The organism is Candidatus Binatia bacterium (assembly GCA_036382395.1).
In the GTDB taxonomy this organism is placed as follows: Bacteria; Desulfobacterota; Binatia; order HRBIN30; family HRBIN30; genus JAGDMS01.
In genome coordinates this window covers 1-15,744 of sequence record DASVHW010000225.1, presented here as the reverse complement: position 1 = coordinate 15,744, position 15,744 = coordinate 1, and the positions used below count along the sequence as shown (strand labels likewise).

Here is a 15,744-nt window from a genome sequence, read left to right as displayed (position 1 = left end):
ATGACGGGCAGGTGACCGTGGATGAGATTCTCACCATGGTGAACATCGCCCTGGGGAATGCGCCGGTTTCGGATTGTGAAGCGGGCGATGGGAACGGCGACCACCAGATCACCGTGGATGAGATTCTCACAGCGGTGAATTACGCCCTGAGCGGCTGTCCGGTGCGGCCGAGCCCCGCCCGGCGAGCAGCCGGCGCGGTTGAAAGCTCGACAAAGGCGCTGTTGGTGATCCCGAACCTGCTCTCGATGCTGCTCGGGCATTTCCCTGGAGCTGGAGCCTCAATGACTCTTGCGCCCACTCCCGGTACGGGCTCAGCCGCCTTCACATTTCCTCCCGTGGATTTCACTTGTCTGAACGGGAGCGGCGGGACACTGAGCTGCAGTCAAGACATCTTCGGCCCACCGACGTACGCAGTCACACTGAACAGTTGCCAGGTGGCCGGCGCCGCCGGTACCATGCTGACCTTCAACGGCACGCTCACGGCGGTCGGCCAGGCAGGCGATATCTGTGGTACGATTCCGACCGACCTCACCGTGTCGATTCCGAGCCTGACGATGCAAGCGAACAGCGCCACCGGAAGTGCCACGACGACTTTCACCGGCTTCTCGGCAGGACTGAGTCTGGCCGACAGCGGCTCGTCCGGCTCGTGCATGTTCGACACCGTGGATCTCTCACCTTCCGGCAGCATTTCCGTCGCGACCACAGGGCCGCCCGCAACGTCCACAACGCTGACGTTCAACAGCGGCAGCGACGTCTCCATAAGCGTCTCCCAGTACGGCGCCCAGTGCGTCCCCCAAATCTACGATCTGGAGTTGAACGGAGTTGTGACCCTGATCGCAGATGGGCAGAGCTTCCAGGCCACCTATACCATGTACGACTTGTCCGACGACACGACCACGACCTCCGGTCAGGACACGGTGGACATCAGCGGTACCGTGGACTCGCCCTGCTTCGGCGGCGCCGTGGACATCTCGACGGTCACCAGCCTGTCCTTGAACGGCGGGGCGTGCCCGATAGCCGGAGATGTCGAGGTGACCACCGACGCCACCGGTAACACCGACCTCGTCAGCTACACCGCCAGCGGCGGAGTCACGATCGATCTCGGCGACGACAATTCGATCGACCAGACCTTCCTGACCTGCCTCGATTCGAAGTTGTTCGTCTGTCCCGTGATTTGAGAAGTCAGAGAGCGGAGCGCCGGAAAAAGTCGGCGCTCCGCCGTTACGTTCCGAACTCAGGACTCCGAACCCAGGACTCAGGACTCAGCACTCAGCACTGAACCCTTCCGGCGTAGTTCGCGTACGGCAACATCCCCCTCGCCCACCAGGACGACGTCAGCGATGCCGAGAAACAGCCCGGTGCCCACGACCCCGGGAATGGCGCGGATCGAAGTCTCCAGCGACTGCGGCTCCGCGATCGGCTCGATGCCGCAGTCGAGAATATAGTTGCCGCTGTCGCTGATGAACGGATGTCCGTCGATGAGACGCACCTGCGGCCGGCACCCCAGCGTCGCCAGGCGCCGTTTGCAGAAACCGACGGCGAACGGGATGACCTCAACCGGCAGGATACCGCGCCCGCCCAGTACCGGCACCAGCTTCTCGCTGCCGACGAGAATGATCTCCGTACGTGAAGCCGCCGCAACGATTTTCTCGGCCACCATGGCGCCGCCGTATCCTTTGATGAGATCCAGGCACGGATCGACCTCGTCGGCCCCGTCCACGGTGACGTCGATGAGGTCCACATCGTCGAGTCCAACCAACGGGATGCCGCGCTCGTGCGCCGCGGTCGCGGTGGCCGCCGAGGTCGGCACCCCGGTCACCCGCAGGCCCTGGCGGACGCGCTGGGCAAGCGCCTCGACAAAGGCGGTCGCAGCGCGGCCGGTCCCCAAGCCGACGACATAGCCGTCTTGCACAAACTCGAGCGCGCGCCTTGCGAGCGCTGCCAGCACGGGATTATCCTGCGTCGGATTCGCCATAGCTCTGCATTCTTACCGCTGTGCGGTTTTTCATCCGCTCTTCATATCCAACGGCATCACCGCCGTAAACCGCCGAACTTGCGCCGCCGGCACGGCGTCCCTAGAATGTTCTCCATCCAATGCCTCGACGCTGGCACATAGGGACCGGTCGGCGCCCTCCCCTCCCTGCGGACGAAATCCGCCGGCGCCGGCGAGAAGTGATCATCATCGCGTTCACGGCGGCGGTGTTCCTCGTCTTCGCCATTTTTGAAACGCGTCTGGCGCGTTTCAGCAACAGTTCTTCCCTCTGGGGCAACATCGTATTCTTCCTGCTGATCAACCTGAACCTGATCTTGCTGGTTTTGCTGGTCTTTCTGGTGACGCGAAACCTGGTGAAGCTGGTCTTCGAGCGCCGGCACGGCATCTTCGGGTCGCGCCTGCGCACGCGTTTGGTGCTGGCGTTCGTCGGCTTGTCGTTGGTGCCGAGCGTGCTGCTGTTTTTCGTTGCCCAAGGGTTTCTCACCGCGGCCATCGAGAACTGGTTCAACGTGCGCGTCGAGAGCTCGCTGGAGGGCTCTCTCGATGTGGCGCAGAGCTACTATCAGTTTGCCGCCAACAACGCCCTGTACTTTGCGCGTGAGGTCGGACACGAAACGGTGGAGCAGAGCCTGTGGCCGCAGAACCGGCGTCCCGAACTGCAGCGCTTCGTGCAGCAGAAGCTGAAGGAGCTGAACCTGGCGGGGCTCGAAGTCTTTGCTGCCGACCACAAGAGCGTGGCGCGGGCCAGCAGCACCGACGTGGGGCAGTGGTCACCGACGGCCCCCGCCGATATCGTCGCCGAGTTGTTCAGCGGGCAAGACGTCGCGCGGACCTACTCCTTTGGAAAGGGCGACATCGTACGCACCGGGGTGCCGGTCCGCGGCGCGGACGGAACTGTCCTCGGAGCGGTCGCGGTGGACTACCTGATACCACGCAACGTCAGCAAGAAGGCGCGTGACATCTCGCGCTCTTACGAAGAGTACCGGCAACTTTCCAGCATGAAGCAGCCGATCAAGAACGGCTACATCCTGACGTTGGCCCTGATCACGCTCGTGGTTATTTTCTCGGCGACGTGGTTCGGCTTTCAGCAAGCCAAGAGCATCACCATCCCCCTGCAACGGCTGGCCGAAGGCACGCGGGAGGTCGCCCAGGGCAACTGGGATTATCGCATCGAAGCCGGCAGCGACGAGGAAACCGCCGTGCTCGTGGACTCCTTCAACCAAATGACCGCCGAGTTGCAGCAGATCAACTCGGAGTTGGTCGAACGCCGGAAGTACGTGGAGAACATTTTGGCGAACATCGCGGCCGGCGTCGTCTCGCTCAGCCATAGCGGCGCCGTCACCATGCTCAACCGCGCCGCCGAGAGAATGCTGGGTGTCGGGCTGGCGCAGGCTCGCGGCAAGCACTGGTCACAGGTCTTCGAGCGCCCGGACCTGCGGAAAGTCGGCGAGGTGATCAACGACGCCTTGGCCTCACCCGAGCAACAAGTGGAACGGCAGGTCAAGCTGACTGGCGGCGAGCAGATCATCACCACCCTGGTGACCACCACGTCGCTGACCGACGAGGCGGGAACGCCACGCGGCCTCATGCTGTTCTTCGAAGACGTCACGCACCTGCTCCGGGTGCAGCGGATGGAGGCGTGGCGCGAGGTGGCGCGGCGCCTGGCGCACGAAATCAAGAACCCGCTCACGCCCATCCAACTTTCCGCGCAGCGGCTGCGCAAGCGCTACAGCGCCGTGTTGGCCCAGGAGGATGGCGCACTGTTCGACGAATGCACCCGGACGATCATCGGCCAAGTGGATGAACTCAAACGCTTGGTGAACGAGTTCTCGATGTTTGCGCGCCTCCCTGCGGTGGAGGTGGTCCCGCAAGACCTGAACGCGGTGGTGGATGAGACGCTGGTGCTCTTCCGCCAGGGTCATCCGGACATCAGCTTCGAGTTTCAGCCCGCCGACGGGCTGCCGCTGGTCGAGCTCGATCGTGACGCCATCAAGCGGGCACTGATCAATATCCTCGACAACGCCGTCGCCGCATGCCAGGGTATCCCCGACCGCGGCCGGATCGAGCTTCTGGTATCCCATTTGCCGGCGCGCGGCATCGTGCGTCTGGAAGTGGCGGATAACGGGACCGGGATGAGCAGGGACGCAAAGCTGCGGTTGTTCGAGCCATACTTCTCCACCAAGAAAGAGGGAACCGGACTCGGCCTCGCCATTGTTTCGGCGGTTGTCGCCGATCACCAGGCGTACATCCGTGTGCAGGATAACCAACCGCGCGGCAGCCGGTTCATCATCGATTTTCCAATTCGCCGGGGCACGGAGGTCACGCGCGCGGCGCGGGCCTGAGGAGGGTGTGATGGCAACAGTATTGGTGGTGGACGACGAAGCGCAAATCCGGACCTCCCTACGTGGCATCTTGGCCGAGGAGGGCCTCCGCGTTTTGGAGGCCGAGGACGGGCGCCAAGCACTCGATATGATTCATCGCGAACATCCCGAACTCGTGATTCTCGACATCTGGATGCCTGAAATGGACGGGCTGCAGCTTCTGCAGCAACTGCACGGCGCCACCCCGTCACCCGAGGTGGTGATGATCTCGGGGCACGGAAACATCGAGACAGCGGTCAAGGCGACGAAACTGGGCGCCTTCGATTTCATCGAGAAGCCATTCTCGCTCGACGGCTTGTTGCGTGTCGTCAAGCGCGCCCTGGATCATCACGCCGCCGTGTTGCGCCGCAGCGAAACGGCAGGCGTACCGAGCGACGCCGTCGCTGCCGACGCCCGCCTCGACGGCAGCGAACTGCAGCCGCAGCCGGCCCTGCGCACGCACCGCTGGAGTGAGCGCACGATCGGCCGCAGTGTCGTTGCCAGCGGGCAGGGATTGCACAGCGGCGTGAAGACCGGGCTGATCCTGCAGCCGCTGCCGCCTGGGAGCGGCATCCTGTTCACCAGCCTCTCCACCGACGACACCGTGCCGGCGCAATTGGAATGGGTGGATTCGACCGGCTACGCCACGACGCTGCACCGGAACGGCATGTCGGCCAAGACCGTAGAGCACCTGATGGCCACCCTGCACGCCTACCGCATCACGAATTTACTGGTGAAAATGCAGGGCGAGGTCCCCATCATGGACGGCTCGGCAGTCGAGTTCTGCCGCCTGATCGACGGCGCCGGTGTGATCGATCAGGGAGGTGCGGTCGAGGAAATCGTCGTCGACCGGCGGATCATGGTGGGCAAGGAAGACGGGGAATCGATCGTCATCGAGCCGGCAGATTGTTTCGGCGTGGCCTATACGCTGCTCTACCCGCACCCCGTGGGTCTGCAACAGTACACGTATATCCACACCGGTCCGGAATCCTTCCGCGAAGAAATTGCGCCGGCACGAACCTTCGGATTCCTGCGCGACATGAAGCAGCTTGCCACCATGGGACTTGCCAGCGGCGGTCGACTGGACAACTGCGTGCTCATCGACGACGAGAAGGTGGTGAACACCGCCCTGCGCTTCCCCGATGAGTTTGCCCGCCACAAGATCCTCGACATCATGGGCGATGCCTACCTGCTCGGGCGCCCGCTGCGCGGCATGATTACCGCCCGCATGACCGGGCATTCCGACAACATCGCCCTCCTGCGCGAGATCCACAAGGTCATGGGGCTGTAGGACCGGCGGGACGGGCACTACGATGTACGACTGCCGGTCGAGGTTCCTCGGACTTCGAGACCGCCCTCGCGGAAGCCGCCTGCTCAGCGGCTGGCGAAAACCAGCGCGGACGGACGCGGGTGTTTGTTTTTCAGCTTGATCGCCGCCTGCTTTGCCGTCCGGCGACTCGGGTAACTTCCGACCAGGACGCGGTGGAGCGGGTGGCGTCCATGGCGGATCTTCTGAACACTCGCGTGGTATCCGGCTTGTCGTAACGAGTTCTTGGGTCGCTTGGCACTGGGCATGGAGCGAACCGATCTTACGTCCACGAAGTACCTCTGCACCCGCCGCGCCGCCCTGACGTTGGTGTCATCGTCGTCGCCGGCAGCAGAATCCATCTCCGTCGCCGCCATTTCAACTTCCGGAGTCGCAGGCTCTGGCGCGCCACCGGCCCCGAGCCCGTACTCGAGCAGATGTTTGACGTCTCCCCACAGATCGGTGGAGCCGAGCACGGCGATTCCGATCTCACGCCCCCCGACCCTGCCGGCGCCGACGAAACATTTCTTCGCGGCGCGGGTCCATCCCGTCTTGCCGACGACTTGGATTCGGTAATTCCCGAGCAGGCGGTTGTGATTCCGCAGCATGATGCGCCGCGTCGAACCCGCTGCTGGAGATATCGACGTGGTCTTGGTGCTCACCACGTTCTCGAAAATTGGATTTTGTAACGCCCGGCCAAACATGGTGGCCAGATCCCTCGCCGTCGAGTAGTGATTGTCGGCTGGCAGTCCATTCGGATTGACGAAGTGCGTCTTCGTGGCGCCCAGAGCGCGGGCCACAGCGTTCATCCGTTCGGCAAAACTAGGCACAGACCCGGCCAGACCATCGGCGAGCGCCACGGCAGCGTCGTTGGCGGAGTTGAGCAACAGGGCATACACGAGATCCCGCACGCGCATTCTCCAGCCGGCACGCAGGCTGATCTTGGAGGGCGGCGCGAGTGCCGCTTCGGGAGTGACGACGATCGAATCATCGAGCCGCCCGCTTTGCAGCGCCACCATCGCGGTAACGATCTTGGTCGTGCTGGCCGGCGGCAGCGGCAGGTCGGCATTTCGCTGCCACAAAACCTCGCCGGTTTGGTTGTCGATTAAGATTGCGGCCTTGGCCGTAACGGCCGAACAGGGATGGGCAGCCCACGCAGAAGACGCAAGCGCAGACGCGATGAAGAGCCCCCAGACGATAGTTGTTTTGCTGCCGCTCATGCCCTCCCCGGCCTCACCACTCCTGCGGCCTCCTAGTGTGAGGAATCCGCCTCAGGTTGTCAAGCGAAAGTGCCCAAGAAATGTAAAGCGCCCAAGAAACCGTGAGCTTTCGAACAGATATCCATCGTGGCACGATGATTCTCCGGCCAACGGAGTTGAGGGAATTACGGCGTAACTTGCGGGGCGCCGCGGGTTCCCTGCGCCAGCATGCGGCGGAAGAAGAACACGCTGATGATCATCGGCAGGATGTAGTAGGCGACGCGGAAGATCAACACCGCCACCACCGCGGTCTCGAAGGGCACCGACAGACTGCTGAAGATCGCGGCCATAGAGCCTTCCATCACCCCCAGTCCCCCGGGCACAAACGACACCAGAGACAGGACAATCCCCACCGCGAAGCCGACCACCACGAAGCTCATCGGGATGCGGTGGTGCACGGCCACGAACGCACCATACAGAATCAAGAGAGTGAATATCCAATCGGCGACGATCCACAACGTGGGCACCACCATGCGCCGCTTGCGCAGCAGGAGGAACTCGATGCCGCGGTTGAGATTCCGTTGAAACCGCCAAATGCTCATCCGTCCCGGCTTGTGGCGCGGGAAGAAGCGGTGCAGAAACCAGTGCACCGTCTCGGCCATGATGAAGAGGGTGCGGCGGCGCAAGCCGCGATGGAGAAGCAGCAGCACGGCCACGCCGCCTGCCAGGGTAAAGACGACGAGCAACGCTGTCGTGGTGCCCAGGGCATAGCCGTGCAGATTGTGCGCCGCCATCAAGTATGCGAAGCCCACAACGACGAAGACCAGCAGGACCACGTTCGTAATGAACGTCTGGACGAGAGAGATGATCACCGCCGTACCGGAAGGGATCGAAAGCTGCAGGAAAAAGTACAGCCGCAGCGCAAAACCGCTCAGTCCCCCCGTCGACACCACGTAGTTGGCCGTATTGGCGACGAAGGTGATCTTGAGCATCTCCCAGAAGGGCACGTGAGACCCGGCGGCGCGGGCGATCCCCTGGTACGACAGTGCCATCACCACGTAACTCGCCAGCGCACAGGCAAACGGGATCAGGAGTAACCATGGGTCGAGCGCCGACGCTGTTTGCCACAGCTTGCGAGTGTCGGAGAAGACGAACAACAAAACTAAAACTGCAAAACCCAAAACCAGCGCCCCGATCAGCTGAGTGCGGGACTGGAAAGGTATTCTCGAAAGAGGGGGCTCGAGTTCCGGCTTTGCCTGGCAGGACGGTGGCGTCATCACTGGTTGACTGCACTTAGTCGCTCTGCTCCAACCGGTCAAGTTAGAAAGGGCAGGATTCCAGATCGAACACCGCGAGCGGGCCACGCTTGTGGCGGACTGGCGTCCGCGCTAAACGACTGTCCATCGATTGTCGCTGCCAAGGAGCCGCCATGTTCATCTTCTCGAATTTTCTGGGGGCAATGGCTTCCGTCCTCCAACTGATCCTGACCTTATATATGTGGGTCATCATCGCCCGCGCCCTCATCTCGTGGGTGAATCCCGATCCCCATAACCCGATCGTGCGCTTTCTCTACAATGCCACCGAACCACTCCTCTATCGTGTGCGCCGCAGCCTGCCGATGTTCGCCGGTGGCATCGATTTTTCGCCGCTCATCGTGATCGTGGCCATATACTTCTTGCAAGCGTTTCTCGTGCAAAGCCTCCACGACCTGGCCATCTCGATCCGGTGATTCGATGGCTCAGCCGTCCACTTTGCGGCTGCAGGTCCATCTCCAGCCCCGTGCCAGCCGGAACCGCATCGTGAGTCGCCAGGACGACACCATCAAGGTGCAGGTTCACGCGCCCCCGGTCGCCGGCGCGGCCAACGCGGCGCTCATCGAGCTGCTCGCAGAGACGTTGGGCGTGCCACGGCGCGCTATCCGCATTGTGCGCGGGGAAACGGGTCGGACCAAGCTGATCGAAGTCCAGAGCAGTGATGTGGCAGCCTGCCGCCAGCGCCTGGCGCAAGCGCTGCAGCCTCGCGTTGACAAACAAGAAGCCCGTGAGTAAGTTTCTATCATATGCCAATCTACGAGTACCGATGCAGCAAGTGCGGGCAATTCGAGATCGTGCAACGAATCACCGAGCCCGTGTTGAAGCGCTGTCCAACCTGTCAAGCGAAGGTCACGAAGTTGATCTCCACCACCTCCTTTCAGCTCAAAGGAACTGGCTGGTACATTACGGACTACGGCCGTAAGGACAGTGGCAACACGACAGGCAAGGCGGGCAAGGAAGCCTCCGAAACCAAGGCTGAAAGCTCGACGGCGAGCGCGACCAGCACGAAGAGCGAAAAGAGCGAGAAGAGCGAGAAGCCGAGCAAGTCGACGGAATCCGCCGCCGCCTGACCAGGCTGGCGGATCTGTTGCAGGCCGCTGCGGGCAACCGTCGGCGGCTTTTTGTTTCGTGCGCTGCCAGCGCAGCGCTTGCGCTCCGACCCAGGCTGTGAAAAGCGCGCTGCCGTGAGCACGATCCACCACTCCCATCGGGGACGGCGGGGCCGCCGGAGGACTGCGGCAATCGTCGATACCGGCGGCACGTTTACGGATCTCATCGCCTTTCTCGGCGCCGAGATGCGCACGCTCAAGGTGCTCTAGACGCCGTCAGATCCGGCAGTCGCCGTGTTCCGCGGACTTGACGAACTGCTGCCCGATGTGGAGTTGACGCTGCTGACGTATGGCTCGACGGTCGCCACCAATGCCCTGCTGCAACGCCAAGGGGCTCGCGTCGTGCTCCTGACGACCGCCGGATTTGAAGACGTGGCTGGGGGCGACCTCACGCAGGCGGGCTGGCGTGGCCGTGCGAATGGATCCGGCGCTCCAACTCATGCAGGCGCCGCTGCAGCCGATCAACGTCTTTCCGGGACGCCACATCGAGCCGATTCATCAACGGCCCCACCGAGCTTTCGACCCGCTTCTGCATATCCTCGGCGAAGCGTTCGGCACGTTTGCGCGCCTCGGCCACCAACCGGTTGCCGGTCTTCTCCAAGTCGTCGCGAGCCCGGTCGACGTTTGCCGTCAGACGCTTCAGCACCTTGCGCGGAACGGGCGGAAGCAGATCCAAGGTTTCGTCCAATCCCTTGCGCACACTGCGCTCGGTCGTGCGGCGCAACTCAGCCAGCCGTCGTGGCAAGGCCTTCCTCCAGCTCCCGGCTTTTGCGGTTTTCGCGGTCATACTCGTCACCTCCTTGTCTTTTGTTTAACGCAGTGCGTTATCAAAGTCAATGCAGTGCGTTATCGCCTTGTCACTCGTCTCCCCAGTGAGCGGACAGCGGGCGCCTGCGCCGCCGTGGCGCCGTGGCGCCGTCAGGGACAAGCCTCGACGTTGCGCCTCTCGGATTGCTGTGGTACCGGATGACCTGTTCGGGCTGTTTACGGTCGCATAGCTCAGCTGGTTAGAGCGCCTGCCTCACATGCAGGAGGTCCGTGGTTCGAGTCCACGTGCGACCACTCGGTCTTCTCATCTGAATCCGCCAGCTTAGCCGCCTCTGCGTCGCGGTCGGGAATCACGTCCGCAGCCGGTTTGTAGCCAATCTGTAGCCTCGCGTCGGGTGACCCTTCAGGCCGAAGCAGCCCAACGAAAGTGGCAGTCCACTCTCAACGATCAGCCCGCTCCTGCAGGAAGTCCGCCGTCAGCGAACCGTGGATCTTGGACATGGCCCGCCGAACGGATTCCAGACTGATGCGCTCGTCGGCCTCGCCCGCACACTGTTGCACGCACTCGGTATCCAACCAATCTTCTTCACCGGGCGCAGCGGGTACCGGCTGCACAACCACCCGCACGTGCTGCCGCTCTGTGAGATCGATCGCTTCCAACGGCCGCAGCACACCGCCCTCGTAGATGGCTTCAATGGGCTTGGTCATACCGGTCGATGGTACATACACGAGTGGCGCCCAGCGCGACTGTCGCCAGACGATCGGCTCGAAGCGGCCCTGCGCGTTGCCCATGAGGCGTTCCGTGGCACACAGCTGACAATTGCCGACGTTGAGGCAGCGGTGCGGAAGCTTCGGAGGAAGCAACACGCCACGCGCCGTGCGACAATATGGGGGTTCGCTCCTGTAACGGCGCCATGCGCCGTGCAGCCGAGAGGGCGTCAATGACACGAACGTTTGGGTTTCCGCTTTTCTCAATCAACACGGCCCCCGGCCCGCCTCGTGCAGGCCTGGCTGGACGGGGCAATGGGTCACCGTGATCCCGCTCCCCATCCTCGAAGGGCTTGCGGAAGTGCTTCGGCGTCCTCGGCTCACGAAGAAACATCAGATCGGCAAAGACGAGATCGTCAACTCTTCGCCAATCGCGGAGTAGTACCGTTGCAAGGTCGACAGTTTCACGTCGGCGCCTGATTCAAGCTTGCTGACAACGGACGCAGAGGTCCCCATGCGCGCCGCAACCACCGTCTGGCTGAGCCCCCGTTTTGCACGCTTCGAGGCCAGCTTGCGGGCGAGGCTGCGGCGCGCCTCCGCCTCGGCGACCAAGCGGGGGAACGCCCCGTTCTTCGCGGTTCGTTCGCTTACGATTTCGTTCAGGAAGTCTTTCGCCTTAGCCATGGATCTTTCATATGCTCTTCGAGCGATAGCGTCAACGCTATGTTGCGTGAGCTACTGTCCTGTGTCCTGATTTACCTCGACCTCGCCAGTCGCGGAGGCGGCGTTCGGCGCGCTCGATTTCCTTGCTCGGCGTCTTCTGAGTCTTCTTGGTGAAGCCTGACAGGGAGAGCAAGACCTGACCGAAGCGTCCCTCAGCCGCAAATAGGACGCGAAACGTGCGGTTGGCGGCGTCAGCGCGCACCTCGTGGATGTCCCCCCGGAGGTGGCGGGCAGCGCGCAGCCCAGCCGTGGCAATCTCCTTCATCGCCGCAACGACCTCAGCCGCCTCTTCGTCTGTGAGGGAATCGAAGAACTCTTTCACCGGCCGCGAGCCGCCGGCGGTTCGGTAGTCGCGCCAGTGGCGCCGGTGTTGGGCCATCGCCATGAGTATGCGAGTCGCGCGTCAGAAAGCAAACGGGCTCCGCTGTGGAGCGTCATCCACGAATGGCAGGAATGGAACGGGCAGCCCGGCTCCGCGGCCAGCGCCAGCACCCGGCGGTCAGGGACGTTGGGTTTGTGAAGCCGCCTGAACGGGGACAGGCCCCTTCACACATACAGCTGTCCATCATTGGCCGAAAGAGATCGCTCGCGGCGGCTCGCAGGGCCGAGTGCTGGTGGTCTACAACGGCGGGGTTCGCAGTCATCCTGGTGCGCACCGTCGTGCGCCGGTTCGCGCTTTGGACGTGGGCGCTGTGCGTGGTGAGCGACGACCTGATTCGCCGTTGCCCAGCGAGCGCGAAGCGGGGCGCGGCGCTAGCTCACACGATGTCGGCGTTTCGTTGGCACCGTTCGGCGTTCATGAGGCGCCCTCCCGCCCCATTCCCGTTCGGTTTCCGCCATCAGCGTCGATATCGGCAAGCCCAGCGCCCAAGCGAGCCGCTCCGCCACGTCGATGCTCGGGCTGCGTTGGCTCCGTTCAATGTACCCGACGTGCATCGGGTGGATATCAGCAAGTTCCGCTAACGCTTCTTGCGAGAGCGCGAGAGCGTGGCGTCGGCGCCTGACGACGGTTCCGAACGCCCTTGAGAACTTGTGCCGCCCCATCGTTGGCAGCGGATGTTGGGGGAGCGGTCACCGGTTTGCCATATACAATTGTATTGATATACGAGCGGCACGGAGGGGACGATGGAAGAGCACGCCGATGCCGTGGCAATAGCTGGGATGGTTGTCGCAATCCTCAGCTTGGCTGCATCAATGCCGCGGCCGGTGTGCGCTGATGCCTTCGTCGGGACGGGCACCGCGGATAGCTGCACCGAGGCCGCATTGGATGCAGCCCTCACCGGCAGTGGCACCGTCACGTTCAACTGCGGCGCCAGCCCCGTTACCATCACCGTGACAAGCCAGAAGAGGATTGCGGAGAACACGAGCCGTGTTACGTCCATCCTGGGTGTCGATAAAGGCGTGGCACTCGCGATGGCCGGCACCCCAACTCCGACGCCGGCAACGCTGCCAACACCACAGGCGTGCAGTGCGGTGACGAATTGGGCAAACTCTGTTTTCGTCTCCATCAGTGGTAACTCACTCACGAAAGACGGCGGGACTGGTGGTGCATGGGATGCTGGAGCATCGAGCGTTGCCCCTCCGGCGACGGATGGGCCGAGATCACGGCCACGGCGAACAGCGGGAACGACCTATTTTTTGGGCTGACGCATAACGGCACCGGGCAGTTACCCTACGGAACCAACTACTATTGGGCGTTGCTCAACGGAGCGGCCTGGCCGGGCATTGCTGGAATGGACATTGCTGGAATGGAGTTTACAACCGGCTTCTCGTATGCTGCTGGAGATCATTTCCGTGTGGCGATCGACAGCGCAAATTTTGTTGTGAATTATTTTCAACAGCCCGGTGGAACGGGCGGCTGGTATCTGCGTTGGCAGGCGAACTGCGCGGCATCCGGGGACATCAGCGGATGTAGCGGCTGGGCGCCGGTGAGCTACCCGTATTATTTCCATGCGTCGCTTGCTAGCAGCGGGGCGGTTTTGTCCGATGCCTATTTGGGGCAGGCGGTCTGCGCGACACCGACACCGACGCCGTTCATCACGATTACGAGTCCGGTTCCCTACGAGATTCTCCAACGCAACGGCACTTGCAGCAACGGGCCGAACAGCGGCGATGCGTGTCGAACCAACATGGAGTGTCCCGGCGGAGCATGTAGTTCGTACGTTGCGAATATCCCGGTGGGCGGCGCTTGCGCCGATGGTAGCGCAATCCAGTGCGCCTTTAACGGTGGCTCCTATACGTCCGTAGCTACATGCTCTGGTGGTGCGTGGAGCGGGTCTTTAACCAATCAACCGCAAGGCCAAGGCGCGCTGACCTGCCGGTTTAGCGCGGTCACCTCGATCAGCGCGAGCGTCGCTCCGATCGGTATTGGCGCAGTCATTTGCATCGGCGGGCAGTCCAACGGCTGCGGCTCGGCCACGACGTGCAGCAGCGGGAGCAATGCGGGGAACGGTTGCATACCCGTCACACCGGGGGCCGGAACCCCGACACCAAACTCTTGCCCTGACGGCGGGGCCTGCGTGCCGAATTTCCAGTCGTACACTGCCCCTGCTGATGCGCCAACCCTCAAGGCGTCGATGTACCGATCTCCGCGAGCATGCGCTGGCGGTGCGAATCAAGGGCAGACATGTGCGACCAACGCGGACTGTCCGGACAGCACGTGTAGCTTCGGGTGGCTGGAATTGGCGATCCCACTTGCACAACACTGTATGAGCATTACGGCTCGCCGTGGCCGTTGCTCGCGACCGAGATCATGGCTGATCAGCTCGTTCCGGTCGGTATCATCAACTGGTCGGTGGGCGCCTCGTCACTTTCGTACTGGGTGGACGGTGGACAATTCTATACTTTGTTGGTCAACACCGTCACCGCCGCCGGGACGGGCGGCTGTGAAGCGATGGTCCTCTATGAGGGCGAAGCGAACTCGGGGAATAAGACATGCGCAGGTGGAACTGACGCCGGGCTGACGTGCACGATCGACGCAGACTGCCCAAGTAGCACCTGCGTACCACCGACGTTGAGCTACATCGAGACGGCGATCCAATCGACCGCCACCGCCGCATACCGGGACCTCGGATCTGTGCTCTTCCCCATCCAGGTCGGTGGCTCGTCCATCGGCGGAGTCCCGTACATCGATACGGTACGCCTCGGTATCCAGACTCTTTGGTCCACCGGTACGCACGTTGCTGGCGGGATCACGATGTACGACCAGACGCCTTACGGCTTGCATTACATGACCACCGCGAGCCTGCAGACGATCGCGAACCGGACCTTCGCGGCGATTCAAGCGGCCCTGTGGGGTGGGCCAGACGGCGCCGGTCCGGTCCCGAGCAGCGTGCAAATGCTGGGCGACCGACGAAGCATCGTCGTAACATACACAGACAACACTTTACCGATCACCTCCAGCGGCTCGCTAGCAACCGTTGCGTGGACTATCAATGACAACGGCACTACGCATCCTTCCTCGACCGTGACCATCAGCGCGAGCAATCAGATTACGATTGTAGCGCCGTCGCCGCTGACCGGGATCGGCACCACGCTCACCTACGCCAGCGACAACACAGCGATGGGCGCGGTCGTGCCTACCGATTCGAGCACCTTTAATCTCCCAGCCCAGATTACTATCGCGCAGGCCGTCACACCAACCCTGATACCCTGCGTGGGCGACTGTAACGGCAACGGGCACGTCACCGTCGATGAGATCCTGACGATGGTGAACATCGCCCTCGGCAACGCAAACATCTCCGCCTGCACGGCGGGCGATGCCAACAAGAACGGGCAGATCACCGTCGATGAGATCCTCACCGCGGTGAACAACGCGCTGAATGGGTGCCAGCTGGTGTGATAGAGAGCTGAGCCAATAATTGACAGCCATTTTGACAGCCAACGGGACCAAAGCTGGCGGACCCGAGTAGACGGAGCGTCACGTCGAAGCCTTGATTTTCAGGCGCTTTCAGACTCGGCAGAACGTGGTGGACCCCGTGAGCCCGAACTCACATGCAGGAGGTCCGTGGTTCGAGTCCACGTGCGACCATTCCGTTTACTCCGGTCTATTCAACGGGCTACGCGAGCACGCTACCGGCCATCGAGCGCAACCGGCGCCGACACTGCTTGGGCGCAGGAGGATCCTCTCGACGAACCATGCGGGCGCGAACGGTCGACTATCGACTGCCCTGCGCCCGAATCTCGACGAGAAATCCGTCCGGCAACTCGCGGCGGCCGCCGATGAAGTCGCCGTTGATATCACTGATCCATAGCGCCTCACCGAC

At 62.6% G+C, this 15,744-nt stretch carries 18 protein-coding genes, 1 tRNA gene and 1 pseudogene; 11 read left to right on the top strand and 9 right to left on the bottom strand.

The features are described from left to right. A partial coding sequence (locus VF515_10380; GenBank protein ID HEX7408039.1) for a hypothetical protein occupies window positions 1-1,178 on the top strand: 1,178 nt, incomplete at its 5' end. Window positions 1,179-1,255: 77 nt separating this feature from the next. On the opposite strand, the gene rpiA is transcribed toward VF515_10380, so the two are convergent. Beyond that, on the bottom strand, window positions 1,256-1,975 hold the full coding sequence (rpiA, locus tag VF515_10375) for a ribose-5-phosphate isomerase RpiA (GenBank protein HEX7408038.1): 720 nt from the start codon (window positions 1,973-1,975) through the stop codon (window positions 1,256-1,258). Window positions 1,976-2,172: 197 nt separating this feature from the next. On the opposite strand from rpiA, the gene VF515_10370 reads away from it, so the two are divergent. Together VF515_10370 and lpxC are read left to right on the top strand one after the other, a co-directional pair. Further along, entirely contained in the window at window positions 2,173-4,335 is a 2,163-nt protein-coding gene (locus tag VF515_10370; GenBank protein HEX7408037.1) for an ATP-binding protein, read from the top strand. A 10-nt stretch (window positions 4,336-4,345) separates the two neighbouring features. Then, window positions 4,346-5,644, top strand: coding sequence for a UDP-3-O-acyl-N-acetylglucosamine deacetylase (lpxC, locus tag VF515_10365; protein ID HEX7408036.1), 1,299 nt, complete (start codon window positions 4,346-4,348; stop codon window positions 5,642-5,644). A gap of 83 nt (window positions 5,645-5,727) precedes the next feature. On the opposite strand, the gene VF515_10360 is transcribed toward lpxC, so the two are convergent. Next, complete coding sequence (locus VF515_10360) at window positions 5,728-6,879, bottom strand: D-alanyl-D-alanine carboxypeptidase (protein HEX7408035.1); 1,152 nt, start codon at window positions 6,877-6,879, stop codon at window positions 5,728-5,730. Between the two features lie 164 nt (window positions 6,880-7,043). Continuing rightward, entirely contained in the window at window positions 7,044-8,039 is a 996-nt protein-coding gene (locus VF515_10355) for a flippase-like domain-containing protein (protein HEX7408034.1), read from the bottom strand. 248 nt (window positions 8,040-8,287) lie between these two features. Here VF515_10355 and VF515_10350 point away from each other — a divergent pair, with 248 nt between their 5' ends. The 5 genes and pseudogenes from VF515_10350 to VF515_10330 all read left to right on the top strand — a co-directional run bounded on the left by VF515_10350 (window position 8,288) and on the right by VF515_10330 (window position 9,643). Further along, window positions 8,288-8,587 carry a YggT family protein gene (locus VF515_10350; protein ID HEX7408033.1) on the top strand — a complete coding sequence of 100 codons (300 nt, stop codon included), beginning with the start codon at window positions 8,288-8,290 and terminating at the stop codon, window positions 8,585-8,587. Between the two features lie 4 nt (window positions 8,588-8,591). Next, on the top strand, window positions 8,592-8,906 hold the full coding sequence (locus VF515_10345; protein HEX7408032.1) for a DUF167 domain-containing protein: 315 nt from the start codon (window positions 8,592-8,594) through the stop codon (window positions 8,904-8,906). Window positions 8,907-8,917: 11 nt separating this feature from the next. Next, window positions 8,918-9,241 carry a zinc ribbon domain-containing protein gene (locus VF515_10340; protein ID HEX7408031.1) on the top strand — a complete coding sequence of 108 codons (324 nt, stop codon included), beginning with the start codon at window positions 8,918-8,920 and terminating at the stop codon, window positions 9,239-9,241. Window positions 9,242-9,355: 114 nt separating this feature from the next. Continuing rightward, the gene (locus VF515_10335; GenBank protein HEX7408030.1) at window positions 9,356-9,490 is read left to right on the top strand and encodes a hypothetical protein; all 135 of its coding nucleotides are present in this window, start codon (window positions 9,356-9,358) and stop codon (window positions 9,488-9,490) included. A 15-nt stretch (window positions 9,491-9,505) separates the two neighbouring features. Then, window positions 9,506-9,643, top strand: a pseudogene (locus VF515_10330) (hydantoinase/oxoprolinase N-terminal domain-containing protein). 25 nt (window positions 9,644-9,668) lie between these two features. Here VF515_10330 and VF515_10325 read toward each other — a convergent pair. Next, the gene (locus VF515_10325; protein ID HEX7408029.1) at window positions 9,669-10,067 is read right to left on the bottom strand and encodes a phasin family protein; all 399 of its coding nucleotides are present in this window, start codon (window positions 10,065-10,067) and stop codon (window positions 9,669-9,671) included. Window positions 10,068-10,268: 201 nt separating this feature from the next. Here VF515_10325 and VF515_10320 point away from each other — a divergent pair. After that, a tRNA-Val gene (locus VF515_10320) sits at window positions 10,269-10,342 on the top strand. Window positions 10,343-10,489: 147 nt separating this feature from the next. Here the strand turns inward: VF515_10320 and VF515_10315 are convergent. The 4 genes from VF515_10315 to VF515_10300 all read right to left on the bottom strand — a co-directional run bounded on the left by VF515_10315 (window position 10,490) and on the right by VF515_10300 (window position 12,523). Next, window positions 10,490-10,915 carry an antitoxin family protein gene (locus VF515_10315; GenBank protein HEX7408028.1) on the bottom strand — a complete coding sequence of 142 codons (426 nt, stop codon included), beginning with the start codon at window positions 10,913-10,915 and terminating at the stop codon, window positions 10,490-10,492. Window positions 10,916-11,149: 234 nt separating this feature from the next. Continuing rightward, a complete protein-coding gene (locus VF515_10310; protein HEX7408027.1) occupies window positions 11,150-11,440 on the bottom strand; it encodes a helix-turn-helix transcriptional regulator in 291 nt (96 codons plus the stop codon). Window positions 11,441-11,477: 37 nt separating this feature from the next. Continuing rightward, window positions 11,478-11,864, bottom strand: a complete 387-nt coding sequence (locus VF515_10305) for a type II toxin-antitoxin system RelE/ParE family toxin (protein ID HEX7408026.1) — start codon at window positions 11,862-11,864, stop codon at window positions 11,478-11,480. 368 nt (window positions 11,865-12,232) lie between these two features. Further along, window positions 12,233-12,523: a helix-turn-helix transcriptional regulator gene (locus VF515_10300; protein HEX7408025.1), complete on the bottom strand. Its 291-nt coding sequence runs from the start codon at window positions 12,521-12,523 to the stop codon at window positions 12,233-12,235. 81 nt (window positions 12,524-12,604) lie between these two features. On the opposite strand from VF515_10300, the gene VF515_10295 reads away from it, so the two are divergent. After that, window positions 12,605-13,126 (top strand): hypothetical protein, encoded by a 522-nt coding sequence (locus tag VF515_10295; GenBank protein ID HEX7408024.1) that lies wholly within the window; start codon window positions 12,605-12,607, stop codon window positions 13,124-13,126. A gap of 640 nt (window positions 13,127-13,766) precedes the next feature. Here VF515_10295 and VF515_10290 read toward each other — a convergent pair. Then, window positions 13,767-14,021 (bottom strand): hypothetical protein, encoded by a 255-nt coding sequence (locus VF515_10290; protein HEX7408023.1) that lies wholly within the window; start codon window positions 14,019-14,021, stop codon window positions 13,767-13,769. A gap of 129 nt (window positions 14,022-14,150) precedes the next feature. Here VF515_10290 and VF515_10285 point away from each other — a divergent pair, with 129 nt between their 5' ends. Continuing rightward, on the top strand, window positions 14,151-15,320 hold the full coding sequence (locus VF515_10285) for a sialate O-acetylesterase (protein HEX7408022.1): 1,170 nt from the start codon (window positions 14,151-14,153) through the stop codon (window positions 15,318-15,320). Window positions 15,321-15,744 lie beyond the last annotated feature (424 nt).